Here is a 21,494-nt window from a genome sequence, read left to right on the forward strand (position 1 = left end):
ATTTTGACTATTAAATACCCTCTGGCATTGGAATAATTTGAATGGTTATCTTTTATTATATGAACTAATAAACTAACCTTATGATACCAAAATCAAATAAAAGAACTAAACACCGTTTAGTGCTTTTTGCAGTCAGCCTGATGATGTCCTGTCATCTAGCAATCTCGCAAACCAATCAAATTCGTGGAACGGTAATGTCCCAGGGAAAGCCTGTTGCGGGAGCCACCGTTTCAGCCGACTCAAAGTCCGTTGTGAGCAGCTCAACTGGAGAATTTGAAATTACAGTTTCTAAGTTACCTGCCTTATTCAAGATAAGCGTAGTTGGTTATAAAGCCTTAGAAAAACAGGTGAGCACGTCCAATCCAACCTTTGATCTGGAAATAGACCAGCAACTGCTTGAACAAGTCGTTGTTGTAGGGTATGGTACACAGCGAAAAGGAAACTTAACAGGTTCCGTTTCCGTTGTGAGTGGAGAACAGATGAAAAAGAGAGCTGTCGCTTCTGCGTCTTTAGCCTTGCAAGGAGAAGTACCGGGCTTATCGGTAAGGCAGCAATCCGGAGTTCCCGGAGGCGACGGTGGAGGATTGAGCATCCGCGGTGTGGGATCCATCAACGCAGGTGCCAACCCCTTGGTACTGGTGGATAATGTAGAGATGAGTCTAGATGCAATCGATGCAAACAACATAGCATCCATATCCGTATTAAAGGATGCATCTGCTGCCGCAATATATGGCTCTAGGGCGGCAAATGGTGTTATTCTAGTTACAACTAAACGAGGAGGAAACGGGGTTAAAATTAACCTCAATTCCTACATTTCGCAACAAAAACCAGTGGACCTTCCAAAGAAAGTAAATGCCCTGGATCATATGCGGCTCTGGGATGTAGCGCAACTCAATTCAGGGTTACCAGCCGCCTTTACGCAACAGATTGAACAATATGAGCAATTAGGGGCAGACAACTTTAGCCGTTTCGATACAGATTGGGTAGATTTAGTAATGAAAAACGACGGGGTAATGCACAATCATAATTTAAATGTTTCAGCAGGAGCAGATTGGATAAAAGTATACGCCTCAGGCTCTTTCTTGAATCAAAATGGTTTAACGGCAAATACAAATCTTAAACGTCAAGATTTTCGTTTTAACTCCGACGTGACGCTCAGTAAAAAGCTTACAGCAACCTTTGATTTGGTGTATAATCGTTCGAACAGAAATTGGCCAGGCAACTCCAATCCACAAGCGATTATCCGATATATGTTAGGTCTTCCAGCAATCGCTCCCGGAAGATTTGATACAGGTCAGTGGGGAGAGGGCTGGTCAAACACCAACCCAGCTGCTCAAGCACAAGATGGAGGATTTGCGCAACAGTTGGTCGAATCCTATGTCTTAAATGGAGGACTGAAATATGCCCTAAGCGATGATTTGGAATTCACGGCTGATTACAGCACAAATAGCTGGATCACAAAAGCTAAAACTTTTCAAAATCAGTACGACATCTATGAAGCGGATGAGGTTAACAATACGATAGTCTTTGCACGTTCCTGGCCGAACAATAACTTCGTCTCCGACAACATCACCCAATCCAAGATCAACCTTTTTAGAACCCAAGCCAATTACAAAAAAAACCTGAACGATCATCATTTAAAGGCGACTTTAGGTTTCAGTGCCGAGAGTTTCAAAAGTAGCGGTGTGATGGGGTATAGGCAAAATTTAATCTCTGAGGACTTTCCATATTTAAATGCAGGGGATGTCATTGGCCAGACGACCTCGGGAGGTGAACAAGAATATACGATGGCCTCTGTTTTTGGCCGTTTAAATTACGACTTTCAAGAGAAATATCTTTTGGAAGTGAATGGTCGTATGGATGCAAGTTCCAGGTTTGCCAAAGAAAATTGGTGGGCCCTATTTCCTTCGTTTTCGTTAGGTTGGAGGATATCCAAAGAATCCTTCTGGGATAACATTAGAGGAGTCGCTAATGAGGTGAAAATACGTGCTTCCTATGGTACACTAGGAAATCAAAACGTTGGTTCATATTACCCAACATATGCTTCCTTTGTTGGCGGATCTGGGTATAACTATTATTTTAATAACCTCATTAATACAGGTTATGCGCTAACTCAGGCATCTAACCCATTGATTCAATGGGAAAAATCAACGATGCTGGACATTGGATTGGATGCGTCATTCTTCTCCTCTAAATTAAATTTGATTGTTGATTATTTCCAAAAAGATATCCACGATATGTTACAACTCGATCTCATTCCAAATTACGTTGGTTTAAATGCTCCGTATGTAAATATCGGTAAGATGAGAAACACAGGATGGGAATTTAGTCTTGGATGGAAAGATAAGATTGGTGAATTTGATTACGGGTTGACCGCAAATCTATCGGACGTAAAAAATGAAATTATTGATTTGCAAGGTCGCGAATATATCTCCGGGTCTAGAATTACCAAGGAAGGTTCTGCTTACAATTCATACTATGGATATATCGCAGAAGGTTATTTCCAAAGCACAGAAGAAATCGCCAACAGTCCATTTCATTTTGCCAATACTGCTCCAGGAGACATCAAATACAAAGACATCAATGGAGATCATTTAATCGATGCGAATGACAGAGAGATCCTAGGCAATTATTTCCCCCGATATGAATACAGCTTAAACCTAACGGCATCCTATAAAGGTTTCGATCTAAATATGCTGTTTCAGGGCATTGGTAAAATGGATAACTATTTATCCGGAACAGGATCTCAACCCTTTTATTCATCAAGTTTTCAAGGAAGCATCTATGAGCACCAAAAGGACTATTGGACCACTGAAAATACCCAGGCGTCCTACCCTCGATTAACAGCAAACAGCATTACCAATAACTACGTGACATCATCATTTTGGATGAAAGATGCTTCTTTTTTGCGTCTGAAGAATGTTCAGCTTGCCTATACCTTCGATCAAGGAACAATTAAGGCGTTAAAAAACACGCGCGCAAGACTTTATCTAAGTGGGCAGAACCTATTTACGGCTAGCCGTTATTTTCCTGGGTTTGATCCCGAGCAGAGAGATACAGGTGGCGAATTCTACCCAATCATGAGAACATTCACTGTAGGACTAAATTTAAATTTTTAACCATGAAATTCACTAATATATATACCTTGGGTATACTCTGCTTAAGCCTTTGCTTATCGAGCTGTGAAAAATTCTTAACCACAGAACCACTGGACGTACCGGCCCAAGGAACCTTTCTTAAAAATGAATCCTTAGCCAATACCGCTTTAAATGGCTTATATAGGTCTATGACTTGGGACTTCGGTTTGATCCCTTATCAATCCGGCACAGACGGTTGGACAGATATTGCCATTTTAAGAGCAAATGAATTAGGAGAAGGAACCTACGACACGTATAATGCGCATCCAGCCGCTTTATGGAAAAGTATCTATACCTCAATCCAACGTGCTAATACTATTCTGGAAGAGACTGAAATCTATAAAGAAAATTTCGATCAACAGGCCTATGAAAATCTCCGCGCCCAGACCAGAGTTCTACGCGCTTGGTCATACCACTACTTGGCTTTCCTGTTCGGTGATGCTCCTTTAATCATTAAAAATCTCTCCCCAGAAGAGTTTAAAACACAAGTGCGAGCGCCAAAGGAGGACATTATTGCCTTTATTTACAATGAATTAGACCAGGCAAGCCAATCATTAGATTGGACTCCCACAGAAAGAGGACGCGTAAGCCGCTCAGTTGCCCTAGGCCTAAAAGCTCGTACAGCACTATATAATAAAGAATATGCCTTAGCAAAAAGTGTCTCTAAAGAAATTATTGACAATGCCGGTTTATCCTTAAACCCTAACTTTGGAGACCTATTTACGCGTAGTGGACAAAAACCGAATGCCGGCGGTGAAATTATGTATGAGGTCCTCTACACAGACCAAGAAGCCTCATCGCGTACCAACCTACCGCTTGGAAATTGCTCTCGGACAGCAGGGGGACAATCGGGACGTTTCCCAATCCAAAAACTAGTTGATTTCTTTGAAGCCTCTGATGGCAGGAGGATTGATGAATCGGCCGTCTACGACCCTAAAAAACCAAGTTTAAATCGGGATTTACGACTAAAATATACCGTTGCCTTACCAGGAGATACGGTAAAAATGAACTTATTAGAGTTTATTTATGATATTTATAGTCCAGTAACAAAAGCGTTTACTGATAACCAATGGGTGGAACGGACCAATTTAGATTATAGCAATGCTTTCGGTCCCGTAAAAAGTGGGGTAGGATACCTATGGTCAAAGTATACCATGACCGATGAGAATGCATTTACCTCTAGAGTAAGTTTCATTTTTATGCGTTATGCGGAAATTTTATTGACCTATGCGGAAGCAAGTATCGAATCAAATACGGTTGACGAATTGACGATCGAGTCCATCAACAAATTACGCAGACGTGCTAAATTACCAGAGGTTCGGCAGGAGGTAAAATCAAGCACTCTGGAACTCAAGAAGCTTATTCGTCGAGAACGCACAGTAGAATTGGCTGTAGAAGGTTTTAGATGGTTCGATATCCGACGCTGGAACATTGGAGCACTTACGATGCCTGGAGTTGTTGTTGGAATTGCTAAGTCGAATACAGACATGCCGGGGGTTCCTAATTTCAAAGCCTCAGCCGAACATGATCTGAATAGTATTCCAACCTATACTGACCAGCTCTCAAAACGATATCTTAGAGAAACCAGACATTGGTCTGATAAATTAAACTTACTGCCTGTTCCTCAGGGAGAAATTGACATTAATAATGCCTTAACGCAAAATCCTGGATGGTAAAAAATATCATAATGAAAAAGAATTTAAAGAATATATCCGTATTACTGATTTTGTGTTTCGTGGGTTTACTTCCTGCTATGAGTCAGAAAAAATCTATTTCAGTAGTTTTTTACGGCTCTCAGCAGAATGATTTATATCAATTACTAAAAACACAAAAAGATCTCAAGCTCATTCAGGTATCTGGTGAGAAAGAAGCATTATCTAAAACAAAAAAAGGAGGAATACTGCTCTGTGTAGCCGATGGGTATCCAACAAACAAGTTGCAATTGAGTGATCAATTTTACCAAAACTTGAAGAAAAAACAAATTAAAGCATTTATAGAATACCCTTCCTATGTACAGGGTATGACCCTTGAAGATTCTGTTTTCCATGGACAACTGGAACGTGGGGTGGTTAGCAGTCCGCAATTTGGACCTGCACTTCCCCTCTTAAGCATTTTAGGATTAAACGACACCTACCTAGTCCAAACCCAAACAAAAGAACCGTTAATCATATTAGGAAAAGTTGCGGGTTTGAATAAGGCGGAGTATGGTATTAACGATGTAACACAATATCCGCTCTTATTTAAAAAGGACCAAAATCTGATCGCCACCACAAAGCTGAGCAATTTTGCCACAGGACGATACGGTCCAAATGATGCTTGGAAGACAGTTTGGACTTATATCATTCAAGAGTTGTCTGGTCGCAAGGATTTTTCCCTCGATGGTTGGTTGTCCTATGTTCATCCTTCCTACAGTAAAACAGAGGTTTTACCGACAGAGGCAAAAAAAGATGCTGTCCGTTTAGGTGTGGATTGGTTCGAGCATGCCCGATTATATGTACATCCGAGCTGGTATGATATGTTTAAAAGTTATCAAGGGAATGGAGAAACTCCTTTTGGTCCTCCGGTGGCTCAGGACCTTCCCAATGGGGATGGAACCCTAGGCTTACTTGAGGGGCACGCTTCTAAAATATACCATGACGGTAGCCAACAATACCGTTATTGGTTACGTGCAGACGTGCAAGGAGAAGCCAGTTTTGCCTTGGCGGCGGCTGGAAAATACCTGGAGACAAAGCAATACAATCAAAAGGCAAAGAATGTCATTGATTTTGTTTTTCAGGGCTCAAATTTACGTTCAGAAGAACGCAATGACCCTAAAAGCCCGTCCTATGGACTTATCGGATGGTCGGTAACACATCCACACGTATATTACGGAGACGACAATGCCCGAGCGTTATTAGGCATGATTGGATCAGCTTCTTTATTGAAGACTGATGAGTGGGATAAAAAGATTGTGGAAGGAATTCTATCCAACTTTAGAACGACAGGGAAGCTAGGATTCCGAGGGGACCGTCTTGGTGATGAGGATCTACAAAGCAAAGGATGGGAACATTACTGGAATCGTGAAATTGAAAATCAGGCACCACATTTTGAATCCTGGACCTGGGCCATGTATTTGTGGTTGTATGATAAATCCGCTCATAAACCGCTTTTGGAGAAGACTAAAAACGGCATCCGCATGATGATGGAAGGATACCCCCAAAAATGGAAATGGACGAATGGGCTCCAACAAGAAAGAGCAAGAATGCTATTGGTTTTAGCTTGGCTGGTTCGCCTGGAAAACACAGAAGAACATCGGGGTTGGTTAGATGGCATGGTGCAAAGCGTGTTGGCCAATCAGGATGAGAGCGGCGCAATTATGGAGTGGCTGGGTGATGGCAATAAAGGACGCTACGGCAAAACGAAATCCAATGCTGCATATGGTTTACATGAGGCCCCTCTTATTTTCACCAACGGAGATCCTATAGCAGATATGCTGTACACAACCAACTTTGCATACTTTGGGTTGAACGAGGCTTATCATGCAACAAAGAATGAAAAATACAAAGTAGCTTTGGATAAAATGTCCGATTTCTTGATCAGAATTCAAGTCAGAAGCGACAAGTATAAGGATTTGGATGGCGCATGGTTTAGAGGTTTTGAATTCGATAAATGGGAATACTGGGCCTCCAATGCCGATGCAGGTTGGGGTGCATGGGGAACCCTATCAGGTTGGACGCAAAGCTGGATCGTTGCCACTCAAGCACTCACTGGAATGAATATGAGTTTTTGGGATTTAACCAAGGACAGCAATGCCAATGAGTATGTGCCAGGAACACTTAAGATAATGTTTAACAAATAGTTTTTTAGCAAGAATATGGAGCAACAAAAGTTAAAAGATTATTTGAATCTATACAAAACCAGCCTATTGGATGAGGTGATTCCGTTCTGGCTGACTAATTCACAGGATAAAGAATATGGAGGATATTTTAGCTGTCTAGACCGCAAAGGAGATGTGTTTGACACCGATAAATTTATATGGCTGCAGTGCCGCCAGGTATGGAGCTTTGCAATGCTTTACAATCAGGTTGAAAAAAAACAACAATGGCTTGACTGTTCAATCCAGGGTGCAGAATTTTTGCGCAAAAATGGGATGGACGAAGATGGCAATTGGTATTTTTCACTAAACCGAGAAGGAAAGCCTCTGGTCCAACCCTACAACATTTTTTCAGATTGCTTTGCTGCAATGGCCTTTAGCCAATTATTCAAGGCAACTAACCAACAAGATTACGCCGATATTGCCCTTAAATCCTTTGGTAACATTCTATCCAGAAAAGATAACAGCAAAGGAATCTACAACAAAGTTATCGCTCAGAACAGATCATTACAAGGATTTTCATTGCCCATGATTCTATCAAACTTGGTCTTGGAGATGGAACATTTGTTGCAAAAAAAGGTCGTGGAAGAAACAATTAATACAGCGGTAGACACCATTTTACACACCTTTTACAAACAAGACATTGGTTTAATTTTAGAAAATGTTGGATCTAAAGGAGAGTTTGTTGACAGTTTTGAAGGAAGATTAATCAATCCAGGACATGGATTAGAGGCCATGTGGTTCTTAATGGATATTGGCCAAAGGAATAAGGATTCTGAATTGATTCGCAAAGCAAAAGACATTGCGCTCTCCATACTAGAATATGGATGGGATACCAAACATGGGGGTATTTTTTACTTCATGGACGTGAAAGGAAATCCTCCACAGCAATTAGAATGGGATCAAAAATTATGGTGGGTCCATATGGAAACCTTAATCTGTTTACTTAAAGGGTATCTGCATACCGCTGATCAGCGCTGTTGGCAGTGGTTTGAAAAGGTGCATGAATATTCCTGGAACCATTTCTCCGATAAAGAATATGGAGAATGGTTTGGCTATCTGAATCGACAGGGAGAGCCTTTATTGACATTAAAGGGCGGGAAATGGAAAGGATGTTTCCATGTTCCAAGAGGATTGTATCAATGTTGGAAAACTCTTCAGCAGATCGAAAATAAGTTAACTAAATAAGCAATGGCAAATTTTTCAGTTCAACAGACCCTAATAGAAACGCAAGAATCGGCTAAAAAAACAAATTATACGCCGGCCCTGTCCACAATGGCAGTGTTGTATTTTATGATGGGTTTTATAACCTGTTTAAACGATACCTTGGTTCCCTTTTTTAAGAAAGGGTTCGATTTGAGTTATTCACAATCTTCCTTAGTTCAATTTTACTTTTTCCTTACGTATGGATTAATGTCCATTCCGGCCGGCAGAATAGTGAGCAAAGTAGGATACAAAAACGGCATTGTGTATGGATTTGCTATTGCCGCCATTGGGGCCTTTCTATTCTACCCAGCCTCATTGATGCATGAATACGCCGTATTCTTAGCTGCCTTATTCATTGTGGCTATTGGCATTGTCCTATTGCAGGTGGCCGCAAACCCATACATAACCATACTTGGTCCGGCCAAAACCGCTTCTTCCCGATTAAGCCTGATTCAAGGGGTAGGTTCTATTGGAACAACAGTTGCCCCCTTGTTTGGTTCCATTTTTATTCTTTCGAGTTTAAACCAATCAGTCTCCAGCACGGCTGTGGTCGGTCCTTATATAGGAATTGGCCTGACCTTATTATTGATCTCCTTTGTTGTCTCCAGATTAAAATTACCGGTGATTAAAACAGCGGCCCTACAACAAACCGGATTGAAGACCAAAATCTTTAACTTCCCCAATCTTAAATTCGGGGTAATCGCCTTGTTTTGCTATGTGGGAGCGGAGGTCGCTATAGGAACTTTTTTAACAAATTACATCGCGGACTTATTGAAAATTGAAGAAGTAGATGCTAATAAATACGTCTCCATTTATTGGGGAAGTATGTTTGTCGGTCGTTTATTTGGGTCGCTCATATTAAAATATATACAAGCCAATATCGTATTAATTGCCGTGACGGTTCTCGCTATAGTGCTCATTCTTGTGTCGCTGAACAGTACAGGAATTCTTGCGGCTTATACCATGGTCGCCGTCGGATTTTGCAATTCCATTATGTTTGCTGTGATCTTTTCCCTAGCTGTACATGGACTAGGAGAGCACACCACAAAAGCCTCCGGATTGCTCTCGAGTGCAATTGTCGGTGGGGCAATTATATCCTACTTTCAGGGGGTACTTATCGATCACTTCAGTTGGACGATTGCTTTCATATTGCCTTTATTATGCTATATCTATATTTTTTACTATGGTCTTCGTGGATATAAGCCAAATTCTTCAACCATTCAAATCTCTTAAACTAAAATGATGAAACGCAGAAATTTTATAGAATTATTGACAATTACAGGCGGTGCGATGTTGAGCACTCCATTGACGAGCGTAGCCTCAAGTAGAACAAAAGTTGAGGTTGATAAGAATGAGAAACTTGAAAAGCTAAGTGCGGATGTTGCCATCATAGGAGGTGGTCTAGGAGGTTTTGCGGCAGCAATGGCTGCCTTAAGAAATGGCCTGACGGTAATCCTTACAGAGGAAACGGATTGGCTGGGCGGGCAATTGACCTCCCAAGGGGTTCCTCCAGATGAGCATCAGTGGATCGAAAAATACGGAGCCACGCAGTTGTATCGCGACTTCAGAAATGGAATACGGGATTACTATAAGCGTAATTATCCATTGAATGAACAAGCCAAGAACGATCCGCTTTTAAATCCGGGAGGTGGCTCAGTTTCCAAGCTATGTCACGAGCCTAGGGTCGCTGTCTCGGTCATGGAGGCCATGATTGCTCCTTATGTGTCTAACGGGAAGTTGTTGGTCAAGTTAAATCATAAACCTGTACAGGCTGCGGTTCAAGGGACCCAGGTGAAAAGTGTATCGGTAAAAAACACCTTGAATAGCAATCATTCCAATATCCTTGCGGACTATTTTGTAGACGCAACAGAACTGGGCGATCTGTTGCCTTTAACCGGGACAGAATTTATAACCGGTACTGAGGCAAAAGCTGTTCACGGAGAGCTTCACGCACCAGAGCAAGGCAACCCAATCAATAATCAAGCTTTTACCATGTGTTTTGCTGTTGATTATGTGCCTCATGAAGATCATACGATTCCCAAACCAAGAGACTATGACTTTTGGGTAAATCATACCCCTGATTTAGAGCCCGCATGGTCTGGTAAAATCTTGGGTCTCCATTATTCTGACCCAAGAACCTTAAAACCAAAGAACTTGGGGTTTAATCCAAACGGAACACCAACAGAAGGTATGCTGAACCTTTGGAACTACCGGAAAATCCTAAACAAGGAAATTTTCCCAGAAGGATTTTACAAAGGAGATATTACGATCGTGAACTGGCCGCAAAACGATTACATGTTAGGAAATCTCGTAGGAGCAAATGAATCGGACTTTGCAAAACATGTAGATCAATCCAAACAACTTAGTCTTTCGCTCTTATATTGGCTGCAAACTCAAGCGCCAACTCCCGATGGAGGAAAAGGTTGGAAAGGCTTGCGCTTGAGAAAAGACATCATGGGCACCGAAGATGGTTTAGCCAAATATCCTTATGTACGAGAGTCAAGACGGATTAAGGCCGTTTTCACCGTAACAGAACAGCATGTAGGAAGAGAGAATCGTTCACTCGTTGCAAAACCTGGAGAAGATAAAGAAAAGGCAGCCTATTTTTACGACAGTGTGGGAACCGGTTGGTACCACATTGATCTACACCCAAGCTGTGCAGGAGTAAATTACGTTGATTTCCAATCTTTGCGCTTTCAGATTCCCTTGGGCTCGCTATTGCCAGTCCGGATGGACAATCTATTGCCAGCATGTAAAAACATCGGAACGACCCACTTATCCAATGGATGTTACCGTTTGCATCCCGTAGAATGGTGCATAGGAGAAGCCGTAGGTATGTTGGTCGAGTTTGCTAGCAGAAAGAAAGTGTTACCAAGGGTGGTCCGTGAGGATAAGAAGCTGCTCAAAGAATTTCAAGCCCATATTGTTACCCAAGGATTAGAAACCGATTGGCCAGCCGAGGGATAATTTCTCAAAGCACATTGATGAAAACGATCAAATATTTAATTCTATTTATTCCACTTTTGTTCAGCAACTGTGGCACGAGTTACAAGGTCCTCAACAAAGGGGTTCCAGGGAACAACTCCGCCGATTTACTTCATCGTTTGGATCGTGATGTGCTATCGGTAAACCCAGACATGGTACTATTGATGGTGGGAACGAATGACATGATTAATTCCAAGAAATTCATTAGTAACGAATCATATTTTAGGAATATCAACGAAATTGTTCACACCATTAGAAAAGCCAATGCGAAAACTAAAATTTTGATTGCGAGCATTCTCCCCGTTGAACAGGAGTATGTATTTAAGCGACACAACCCGGAGAATTTTCCCATGCAGCCGAATCAAAAAATAGACAATTTGAATCTTTTGATCGCCGAATACGCAGCAAGAGAATACCTTCCCTTTATTCCATTAGGAGAGGAATTTAAAAAATATGGAACTGATTTTCGGGCAAAAACTTCTTTGCTGATTAACAGCAAAAACCACGGTGTAAATGATGGAGTACATCCCACCAAAGAAGGTTACCAAGTAATTGGGGATTTCTTTTATAAGCAGCTGAAAAAAATGAATCTGATTAAAAGAAAAATGTGCATTGTATGTTTTGGCGATAGTATTACTTATGGCGCTTTTATGGAGGGTAAGGGTACAGCAACCAAGGATACCTATCCCGCTGTTTTATTAAAAAATTTAGAGCATCCCACGAGACTTGCTTTTTAACAGCTCTCTGGGATGCCTTCCTCTTAAACCAGAATCATTTACATGTCTAACAATCGTGTTCTTGCAAGCATGCATGCACCAATTGCACCCGCTTTTTCGCCAAGCTTCGAGAGTACGATTTGACTATCTTTGCTCACCAAGTTCAGTGAATATTTGCGGACAGCTGATTTTAAAGGAGCCAATAAATAATCTCCCGCAATAGCAACGCTCCCGCCAATAACAACAAGTTCAGGATTGAAAATATTGATTAGACCCGCTATATTTTCCCCTAGTTTTGCGCCAATCTCTTCAATTAATTCGATGCAAAGCACATCTTCTTTCTGCAGGGCATCAAGTATATCGTCAAGACTAATCTCCCTTTTTTCATGATATGCTCCTGCGAGCAAACTATTGCTGCCTTTGTTCAATTCTTCACTTAAACGACGACTTAAGGCCGAACCTGATGCCTCTGTTTCCAAACAACCTTTTTTTCCACAATGACAGATAATTTCATTATCAAAAGCCCTCACATGTCCAAACTCTCCTGAGAACCCAGATTTTCCAAAATAAAGCTTTCCATCAATAATAATTCCGATCGCTAAACCCCAACTGATGTTGATGAACAGGATGTTTTTTTCACCATTCACATTGCCCGCCAAATATTCACCGTAAGCCATCGCCCTTGTATCGTTGTCTAAGGTTACTGGACAACCAATTTTTTCGGCAATTAGCTCTGATAACGGTTTCTCACTAAAATAAAACAAACTATAACTATAGCCTGATTCAGGATTCACCCGGCCCGAGATATTTACATTCGCATTTAGGATCTTAGATCGATCCACAGGTTGATTCTTAATAAAATCGGTGATGATCTGACAAAGCCAGTCCAAGGATTCCGGGGAATTATCCTTTTGGAAGGGAATATTCATTTCCAATTTAATTGTCTCGCCACGCGCATTAATGATCCCAATACCAACATTATCTTGCCGAATGTCAACCCCTAAGAAATATCCAGCATCAGGGTTCAGGCCATACAAATTTGGATAACGGCCTCCGGAGGTCTCTAATTTACCATAATCAAACAAAAAGCCCTCCTCGCACATTTCGGCAATCAGCTTAGTCACTGTAGGCACACTCAAGTCCAACACTTTAGAAAGTTCAGGAATCGTTGAGTTCGCATTATGTATGTAATGACTAATAATATTTTTTTTGACCAAAGCCATCTTTGAGCCTTTTTCAATATCCTCGACTAGACGTAAATTCATATACTTGATGGTTAGCTCCCAAAAATAAGAAATTAATTAAAAATTAGACCTTAGTGTTGGCCTTTAGATGAACGCCCTTGATCACTTTATGCATAAAAAGTAAATACGATCAATTCAGACTAAAATATACAAGACAAAATCACTTGTTTTATAACCGAATCACTTAACGCTTCAAAAGAGCACGCTCGCTTATATTTTTTCCCAATAGGACAATCCAGCTAGCTAGAACAAAAGGAAACGTCAAAGCAGGCAGGCCCAAATACTTCATAGCGATCATGATCAGCACCGAGCAGACAACAGATACCGATCCCAAGATGAAATCCTCTAAGTCTCTTCCTGCAAAAGTAATGGCACAAAGCACCGCGTTATAGCTCAACAAACCCATGAAAATATCGCTTACAGGCTCTTCTAACCAATAAGCTACCGCAGCACTTAAAGCAATGCTCACCATCGCATAAATCGCAGCAATAGGGCGATGAATGAGTACGCCAAGGATAAAAAGTATTCCTGCCAAGATATTATTTTGAAAAATTACTTGCCCAAAGCCGTGAGCAAATAAAGCAATATAGTCATTTACAGACGTATTAGCGACTGCCTGTTGAGGGTGGATTAATGCAGGGAAATAATACACTATGGCTAAAAAAAGCCAGATAACTAGAATGAAGGGAAATGTAAAGGCAGGGATCTTTTTTGTTATAAATAAATGTTGCAAAATAGTCGCCAGAGCTGAACCAACAATAATACTTATCCAGACAACAATAGATGGATGAAAAAAACAAATCATAGCCACCCCGACTAGTGCCGCGCTAAAGCCATAAAGCCCGCTGTTGATTTCCTCTTGCCTATACTTCAACAAACTGGCCGTATAGGTTCCTGTTAGCGTAGCCAGTATGGCTGCGATCCCCATTGTATAAGAGCCGCAAAATATCCCGGTCAGAAAAAATAGACCTGTCAAGGCATTATCTTGCAGCATAATCTGTCCTAGGCCCTTTAAAGGCGGCGTTACAATTTTGAAAAGGGGGTAATTGTCTTTGACCATATTCGGTAAAATAATAAAGGAGACGGTAAGTTAAAATAATTGAGGAAGATACTTAAAATCTGCGAAGTAAAATGCGTTCAGATAATACAGTCAACTTGTTTTCCGGTGCAAGGTTTTTGATGGCGAAGTCTAACTAAATATAAGGTCCCATACGCATAGCGTAGTTTCACTCTTCTTTCTTGTGCAAGCAAATAAATAGCATCACTAACATGATCACATAAGAGCTTATGATTAAAACAGCGACGATTTGTTAAATTCATCCCTTAAAAAATGAAGTTCATCAGATAAACCTTAGAATTCGAATAAATATTACGCGGAAATTTTACTTTTGATTAATGGTTCAACTAAAAAAAATAAATATAAAGAGATTGGCCATCTTTTTCTTCTCAACATTGATATATGCTTTATGTCAAATGCTTTTCAGTATTATATTAATGAAAGAAGATTTATGGACTAATTTTCATATCCAGTTATCAGCACATTATGTTGTTATCCTTGCCATGTGCATAGCGGATTATCGCTTATTACTACTTTTAAACAAATACTTACCGTATTCCAAGAATATATTTTTACGTATCGTGGCAGATATTGTCGGTATCACACTGATTTGCGTAGCGTTGGTATGGACATTTAATTTTTTGATCTATGAGGTGTTCCAGATTTCCGAGCACGGTTTGCCTTCATTTCTTGTCAAGTTTGCTTTTGCGATGTCGACAAATATTCCGATTCTGTTGGTATTCGAGTTAATCCATTATTTCCAGTCTGAACAAAAGGCCATCGCTGATTCCGAAAAAGCGAAGCGGAAAGTTCTGTTATTCCAGCACGAAACGTTAAGGTCACAGATAAATCCACACTTCCTTTTTAATTCACTGAACGTCCTATCCTCGCTGATATATATCAATCCGGAGAATGCCAATAGGTTTACAAAAGCCCTCTCAAAGACGTATCGCTATGTGCTTTCCTTAACCCGGCAGCCTCGGGTGAGTCTGGCAGAAGAATTGACCGCGCTTGATTCGTATCTTTTTCTAATGAAAATGAGGTTTGAAGATTCTTTTACGTTCACAGTAAACAAAATAGCGAATTATGATCGTAATGAAATTATCCCGCTTACCCTTCAATTGCTCATAGAGAATGCGTTTAAACACAATATTGCAACAGAAACAGCAAAATTGGAAATAAAAATTACAATTGACAGCGAATATGTTACGGTTGAGAACAATATTCAACCTTCAAAAGATGCGCAAAAAGGGGGAATCGGACTAAAGTATATTATCAAGCAGTATAAATTATATGCAAAAGAAGTGATCGTTGAACACACCCAGCAGATCTTTCTCGTAAAAATCCCCTATATCCAGGCATGAAGTACCTAATAGTAGAAGATGAACGTTTCGCCTACGAAGAACTTAAACGCATGATGAGAAAATTGCGTCCCGATTATCAATTGGAAAGGCAAACCAAAACAGTTATTGACACCATCGGATTTCTAAAAGAATTTTCGGTTGATTTAATTCTCATGGATATTCGTCTTGCAGATGGCAACTGTTTCGAGATTTTTAATCAGATAGAAGTTAGTACGCCTGTTATATTTACCACCGCTTACGATGAACACGCGATCAAGGCATTTAAGCTAAACAGTATAGACTACTTATTAAAGCCTTTTGATGAAAACGAGTTAGAGATGGCAATAATAAAGTTTGAAAACATATTTCATCATCATCCCCATCAAACCCACCCAAAGAATTTTGAACATATATTATCACTCAAAACCAAGAACCGTTTTCTAATATCAAGAGGAGAAAACTTTCACTATATAGACACCACGGATATTGCTCATTTTTATAGCGAAGATGGAGTCGTTTTTCTCCATACCTTTAGCGATAGACGTTATATTATCAATTATACCTTAGACCAGTTAGAACATCAGCTCGATAACCGTCTTTTCTTCCGCGTATCTCGTAATTGCATTGGGAATGTAAAAGCCATTGAAAATGTTGCCAAATACTTTAACAGTCGCCTGAAACTTTCCTTTTTACCTGAATGCCCACATGAAGTTCTGGTTAGCCGAGTACGTGTTCCAGACTTCCTGAAATGGATGGATGGAATTGTAGAATGACGCAACACCTAAAATTTCATTGTTTGGATGCTGCATTTCATTCCATGAATTCTAAAACCTATCGTTTATCGGTTTTCAAAGTGTTGCGTTCATCGTTCTTTTGTTCATCATTTAAAAACAACATTAAAATTTTAAAAAATGAAAAAGAACGTATTAACATTTGTTTTTGCAGTAACCGCATTAATTTTCGCCACCGAGTCATCCGCACAAGATCAAAGTGTATCATTTGGTTTCAAGGCCGGGACGAATCTATCCAATTATAGATTAGGCGGTGAAAGGAAAGATTTCAAAAGTAAAATGGGCCTCGGCGCTTCGATTGGCGGTTTTGTCACCTATAACCTAACCACCAATTTTGCTCTACAAGCTGGTCTTGATCTGTATTATAAGACCTCGAGATTGGAATCAGAAGCAGGAAAATCAACCAATAATTACAAATCTTTTGGCCTAGAAATCCCTGTTTATGGAATTGTTCAAATAGAGTTTGATGATGCAAAAGCCTTTATAGGTGCAGGGCCATATATTGGCTATGGAATCAGCACAAAATCTGATGGCCTAAATATGTATAACAAGAACATCCAGGCAGGCAAGTATGCCATGAATCGTTTTGATTATGGTATTGGAGGCATCATTGGATACGACTTTACTAAAAACTGGCAAATACATGCTGGTTATCAATTTGGGCTTTCAGACCTAGATAAAGCCAAGGGAAATTCGCTAAAAAGTCAGGGTGTATCTATCGGAATAGCTTATAAATTCTAACATTCCAAGTCATTTTTACAGATTGTGAACAGAGGTTTATGCGCATTCTATGAGCTAGGTGCCCAAACTTCTGTACACAATTGCTTTGTCCTGTTTTATCCGCTTATTGCATACGCTAAAAGCTAATCAACTATTTCATTCCGCTTATTCTAAACCCCATCCTGCCGATTCTGAAGTCTATAGTCTATTGCTTTTTCTTTGCTTCAATCGTCATTATTTTGCTCAAAATATAACGCATAAACACGAATTCAATTCATATGAAGTTAATATCATTATTCCCAGTCACCTTGGTGTTGCTATCTCTGCAAGCTAAGGCGCAACAAATCACTTTAAAGACCGAGTACCTTGGTAATTCTGGATACTATTATCTACCCCCAGGGGAGAAACCTAAAGAAAAAATCGGTGACGGTAGCGGCTCCGCGATGGTATACCAAGGAGCGGTCAATATTCCGTTATTCAGAAAAATGAATGAGAACAATCGACCAACGGTTTGGGGTATAGGTCTTGGCGGGGCATACGTTTCGCTGAAAAATAAAGACTTCAATCAAGAGATGGTTTCAGAAATCATGAATTTACAAATGGGCGCTTATCATCTGCGTCCCTTAAACGATAAATGGTCTATGCGGGCCAATGCAGCAATAGGGATATTCACGCCCTCTACTGACTTTTCCAAAATCAGTGTCAGAAACCTGCTCGCCAGCGGAGGTATTGTTTTTATCCGCCATTTGAATCCTAATCTGGATATTGGAGGTGGCGTGGCCATAAACAGCTCTCTAGGTTATCCGATGGTATTTCCAGCGGTATATCTAAAGTGGAAAACCAGCGGTAAATTTGACGTAAATATTGAATTGATCGATGGTTTAGAAGTTTCTGCAGGTTATGATTTCAATGACAAGATAAAGCTATCATATGCCCTCGAAATGAATGGACAGGTTGCATTGTTGAAAAAGGACGACAAAGATGTCATCTTTTCTCATCAATATATTGTCACAGGCTTTCGTCCCGAAGTAAAGCTTAGCGATAAAGGATTATCGATGACGGCCATGGTTGGCTTAAACCTATATCGTCCTGCATCCTATAGCAATAGAACATTGAAAGGAGTATTTGCAGGTGATAATGATTATTATTTTTCTGTCGCCCCTCACACATCAGTTGGTTTAAAAATGAAATTTTAATCAAAAAAAATGAAGCAAGCCTTACAGACTGTGGCCTATCAAAGTGTTTATTGTATGATTTATGCGATGAGCCTGTTACCTATGGCATTTCTTTATGCGATAGCTTCTGTCATTTTTTTCTTTGCCTATTACATTATCGGGTACAGGAAAGCTGTAGTAATTCAGAATATTGCACGTTCTTTTCCTGATAAACGATATGGAGAAATCCATGCTATAGTAAAAAAGTTCTACGCTTGCTTTGCTGCCTATTTTGCTGAAATTATAAAAACTGTCTCCGCGAGAGCGGAAGTTCTAGATAAGAAAATAATCTTTGAGAATTTAGCCTTAATAGATCACCATGTGAATTCCGGGCGAAGCGTTATTGCCTGTTTAGGACATTGCGGAAATTGGGAGATGCTGAATATTATGCCCTATAAAATACACCATGAGACGTACGCCGTTTACAAACCCCTAAGTTCACTTGTGATGGATAAATTTATGATTAAAATACGCTCTCGTTTTGGCATGAAGTTAATTCCTGATCGGGCAGTTATACGGCATATTTTATCTAAAGATTCGCAACCAGCAGTTTATCTCTTTCTAGCAGACCAATGTCCAGGTAAACAAGACGAGAAATACAAATTCACCTTATTGAATCAGAAAACATATGTTTTTTCAGGTATGGAGAAGTTGGCTCGGATAGGTCGAACAGCGGTAATCTACCTCCATATTACACAGCTATCAAAAGGAACTTACAAAATCGTCTGCTTACCGGTATGTTCCAAAGCAGAATCTATACCTGAAGGAGAAATAACCCAAAAATACATTGAATTATTAACGGAGAATATAAACCAAGAACCATACGGTTGGCTGTGGACACATAAACGATGGAAAAAATAAATCAATACTAAGATTCCCTGAATCTCACCTCTAAAAATAGTTTTGTCGTATACGTTCGGCATACATGAACACATTTGCCAAACGTATATTTTAAAATAGGCCCTTTCTTGTTGGTGAACTTGATTTCAATGCTGGCGACTATTAATAATAAAATATTTTAAAATCACGATAATAACCTTTTAAACAATTAAACGAATGTTAATCTATAAAAATTTATTCGGAAATCAACAACGATAAATTCTATTGATAAATAACCAAATAATTTACTTTCATTTTTAATATTCAAACCAATATTGTTTAAATAACATAAAACCAAAGCAATTTTTTTGTTAAATTTAATTACCAATAATTAAATTATGAAAATAGCACTAATTAGCCTTATGCTCTCCCTTGTGGCATTTCTGGTAAATGCTCAAGAAACAAATTATCCAGATGTGGAATTTACGAATACTGGATTATATAAAATACGCTCCATTAGCAGCAATGACACGTCCACCTTAGTAAAATTGGATATTACATATCTACCAGGTAGATGGACTGCTTTTGGAAGTTATTTATCCCTTGAGGATGTTAATTCAGGCAAGAAATACAAGTTAGAGTCGATTCATGGGAAAAAAATGGATGAAAAAATCTTCACTCCAAATTCTGGAGATACCACCATTGTATTGGTTTTTCAAAAATTAGATAAATCTGTTAACGTTATAAATTATATTGAAGGAGATAAAACACTTTTATATGGTGTAAACCTTAAGAAAAAAAAGGAACAAAATAAATCTAAAGAGATACCAAAACCTGTATTAGCATGGATAAATCAAGAAATTGCGAAATCCAAAAAAAAGGAATTAACACCCACTTTTAATAAAGACAATTTCTTTCATAAAGACAGTATTAAAATAGTAGGATATATAAAAGGCTATGATAAAAGAGCTGGCTTTAGCTCGGGAATAATATATAATGCAAATGAACTAACTAGGGAAGAATTCCCATCAACAATTAAAATTAATAATGATGGAAAATTCGAAGTAAGCATAGAGGTCAACAATCCAGTAAATAATTATATGCTTATCCATAATAAATATATTCCATTTTATGCCGAACCTGGTATGACTATAGGAGTGATTTTAGATTGGGAAGATTTTCTACTAGAAGATCGTTTTAGAGACAATTCCTACTCCTTCAAAAAAACTCAATATTTAGGTGCGACTAAATCCATAAATGAAGAATTAATGGAATATACTCGCAAATATACAGATTATGACAAACTAGAAGATTATAGAAACAAAACTAAACCCAATGATTTTAAACTAGCTCAAATAGAGAGCTGGAATAAAAACAAAAAAGAAATGGACAGCTTGTGGAGCTTAAAAAACGTTTCATCACTATCCAAAAAAATCTTAAAAAATCAACTTGATATTGAACATATAAATTATTTGCTAGAATATACATTCTTTAGAAAAGAATATGCTAAAATGGATTCGACCAATGAAGTATTAAAAATACCTTTAGAAAAATCATATTTTGATTTTCTAAAGGAAATGGATTTAAACAATTATTCATTAATGACATTGTATGAGTTCTCAACCTTTATAAATCGTTTTGAATATTCGGAACCATATAAAAATCCAAAGATTATAAATAGAATGGATTATTATGAAGCATTAGATTCAATGGCTAAAGAAAATTTTGCCGAAGACCCTTTTAATTTAATATTTAATGTTGCAAAAATGAGGGACATAAGCGGTCGAATTCTCCAGAGACCATTAACTGACGAATTACAAAATCAGATTGATTATGCTAGCCAAACCTTTAGTAATCCTTTTTTTAACTTGGAAATTCAAAGACTCATTCAAGAAAAGAAAATAAAAGAAAAAGGTTATGAGCTTCCAAATACTGCTGCTGCGAATGTATTTAGAAAAATTATAGATCCCCATAAAGGAAAGGTCTTGATTATAGATTTTTGGGCCGAATGGTGCGGTCCCTGCAGGAGTGGAATTGAATATAGTTTAGCCATGCGCAAAAAGCTTGAAGATAACCCTCATGTTGATTTTATATTTATTACCGATATAGAAAGTACCGGTGAACAATTTTTTAAAGAATATAGCGAAAAAAATCTTATGAAAAACTCACACCGTGTCACTGCGGATGAATATTTAGCACTTCGTGAGTTATTTAAATTCAATGGGATACCAAGATATGTCCTTGTGGATGATAAAGGTTTAATCAAGGATGATAATTTCCAAAACCATAATGTCGCTCATGAATTAACTTCAAAGTTTCCAGAAAAGTTTAAATATGAAATGTTTCAATAAGGTCTCTCAACATCAATAAAAAGACTCTCTTATTCTAAATAATAGCAACTAAAATAAA

General features: G+C 39.0%; 15 protein-coding genes. 13 read left to right on the forward strand and 2 right to left on the reverse strand.

Annotated features, from left to right (window positions below):
- The first annotated feature begins 80 nt into the window (after positions 1 to 80).
- From AC6CHH_RS13195 to AC6CHH_RS13225, 7 genes are read left to right on the forward strand one after another with little or no spacing between them, the layout of a single operon-like run.
- Positions 81 to 3,119, forward strand: coding sequence for a SusC/RagA family TonB-linked outer membrane protein (locus AC6CHH_RS13195; RefSeq protein ID WP_498283613.1), 3,039 nt, complete (start codon positions 81 to 83; stop codon positions 3,117 to 3,119).
- Positions 3,120 to 3,121: 2 nt separating this feature from the next.
- The gene (locus AC6CHH_RS13200) at positions 3,122 to 4,813 is read left to right on the forward strand and encodes a RagB/SusD family nutrient uptake outer membrane protein (RefSeq protein ID WP_498283615.1); all 1,692 of its coding nucleotides are present in this window, start codon (positions 3,122 to 3,124) and stop codon (positions 4,811 to 4,813) included.
- Positions 4,814 to 4,824: 11 nt separating this feature from the next.
- Positions 4,825 to 6,975, forward strand: a complete 2,151-nt coding sequence (locus tag AC6CHH_RS13205; RefSeq protein ID WP_498283617.1) for a hypothetical protein — start codon at positions 4,825 to 4,827, stop codon at positions 6,973 to 6,975.
- A gap of 15 nt (positions 6,976 to 6,990) precedes the next feature.
- On the forward strand, positions 6,991 to 8,178 hold the full coding sequence (locus AC6CHH_RS13210; RefSeq protein WP_498283619.1) for a n-acyl-d-glucosamine 2-epimerase: 1,188 nt from the start codon (positions 6,991 to 6,993) through the stop codon (positions 8,176 to 8,178).
- A 3-nt stretch (positions 8,179 to 8,181) separates the two neighbouring features.
- Positions 8,182 to 9,429, forward strand: coding sequence for a sugar MFS transporter (locus AC6CHH_RS13215; protein ID WP_498283621.1), 1,248 nt, complete (start codon positions 8,182 to 8,184; stop codon positions 9,427 to 9,429).
- Between the two features lie 6 nt (positions 9,430 to 9,435).
- Complete coding sequence (locus tag AC6CHH_RS13220; RefSeq protein ID WP_498283623.1) at positions 9,436 to 11,163, forward strand: FAD-dependent oxidoreductase; 1,728 nt, start codon at positions 9,436 to 9,438, stop codon at positions 11,161 to 11,163.
- Between the two features lie 17 nt (positions 11,164 to 11,180).
- Entirely contained in the window at positions 11,181 to 11,918 is a 738-nt protein-coding gene (locus AC6CHH_RS13225) for an SGNH/GDSL hydrolase family protein (RefSeq protein ID WP_498283625.1), read from the forward strand.
- 38 nt (positions 11,919 to 11,956) lie between these two features.
- Here the strand turns inward: AC6CHH_RS13225 and AC6CHH_RS13230 are convergent, their stop codons facing one another.
- Together AC6CHH_RS13230 and AC6CHH_RS13235 are read right to left on the reverse strand one after the other, a co-directional pair.
- The gene (locus tag AC6CHH_RS13230) at positions 11,957 to 13,162 is read right to left on the reverse strand and encodes an ROK family transcriptional regulator (protein WP_498283627.1); all 1,206 of its coding nucleotides are present in this window, start codon (positions 13,160 to 13,162) and stop codon (positions 11,957 to 11,959) included.
- Between the two features lie 163 nt (positions 13,163 to 13,325).
- Positions 13,326 to 14,201 (reverse strand): urea transporter, encoded by an 876-nt coding sequence (locus AC6CHH_RS13235; protein ID WP_498283629.1) that lies wholly within the window; start codon positions 14,199 to 14,201, stop codon positions 13,326 to 13,328.
- Positions 14,202 to 14,635: 434 nt separating this feature from the next.
- On the opposite strand from AC6CHH_RS13235, the gene AC6CHH_RS13240 reads away from it, so the two are divergent.
- The 6 genes from AC6CHH_RS13240 to AC6CHH_RS13265 all read left to right on the forward strand — a co-directional run bounded on the left by AC6CHH_RS13240 (position 14,636) and on the right by AC6CHH_RS13265 (position 21,436).
- Positions 14,636 to 15,562: a sensor histidine kinase gene (locus AC6CHH_RS13240; protein WP_498283631.1), complete on the forward strand. Its 927-nt coding sequence runs from the start codon at positions 14,636 to 14,638 to the stop codon at positions 15,560 to 15,562.
- Positions 15,559 to 16,314 carry a LytR/AlgR family response regulator transcription factor gene (locus tag AC6CHH_RS13245; protein WP_498283633.1) on the forward strand — a complete coding sequence of 252 codons (756 nt, stop codon included), beginning with the start codon at positions 15,559 to 15,561 and terminating at the stop codon, positions 16,312 to 16,314. The genes AC6CHH_RS13240 and AC6CHH_RS13245 overlap by 4 nt, the downstream gene beginning before the upstream one ends.
- A 138-nt stretch (positions 16,315 to 16,452) precedes the next feature.
- On the forward strand, positions 16,453 to 17,073 hold the full coding sequence (locus AC6CHH_RS13250) for a porin family protein (RefSeq protein WP_498283635.1): 621 nt from the start codon (positions 16,453 to 16,455) through the stop codon (positions 17,071 to 17,073).
- Positions 17,074 to 17,330: 257 nt separating this feature from the next.
- Positions 17,331 to 18,248, forward strand: a complete 918-nt coding sequence (locus tag AC6CHH_RS13255; protein WP_498283637.1) for a DUF6268 family outer membrane beta-barrel protein — start codon at positions 17,331 to 17,333, stop codon at positions 18,246 to 18,248.
- A 9-nt stretch (positions 18,249 to 18,257) separates the two neighbouring features.
- Positions 18,258 to 19,127, forward strand: coding sequence for a lysophospholipid acyltransferase family protein (locus AC6CHH_RS13260; protein WP_498283639.1), 870 nt, complete (start codon positions 18,258 to 18,260; stop codon positions 19,125 to 19,127).
- Positions 19,128 to 19,633: 506 nt separating this feature from the next.
- Positions 19,634 to 21,436, forward strand: coding sequence for a TlpA family protein disulfide reductase (locus tag AC6CHH_RS13265; RefSeq protein WP_498283641.1), 1,803 nt, complete (start codon positions 19,634 to 19,636; stop codon positions 21,434 to 21,436).
- The last annotated feature ends 58 nt before the right edge of the window (positions 21,437 to 21,494 follow it).

This window comes from Sphingobacterium sp. GQ94 (assembly GCF_059758715.1).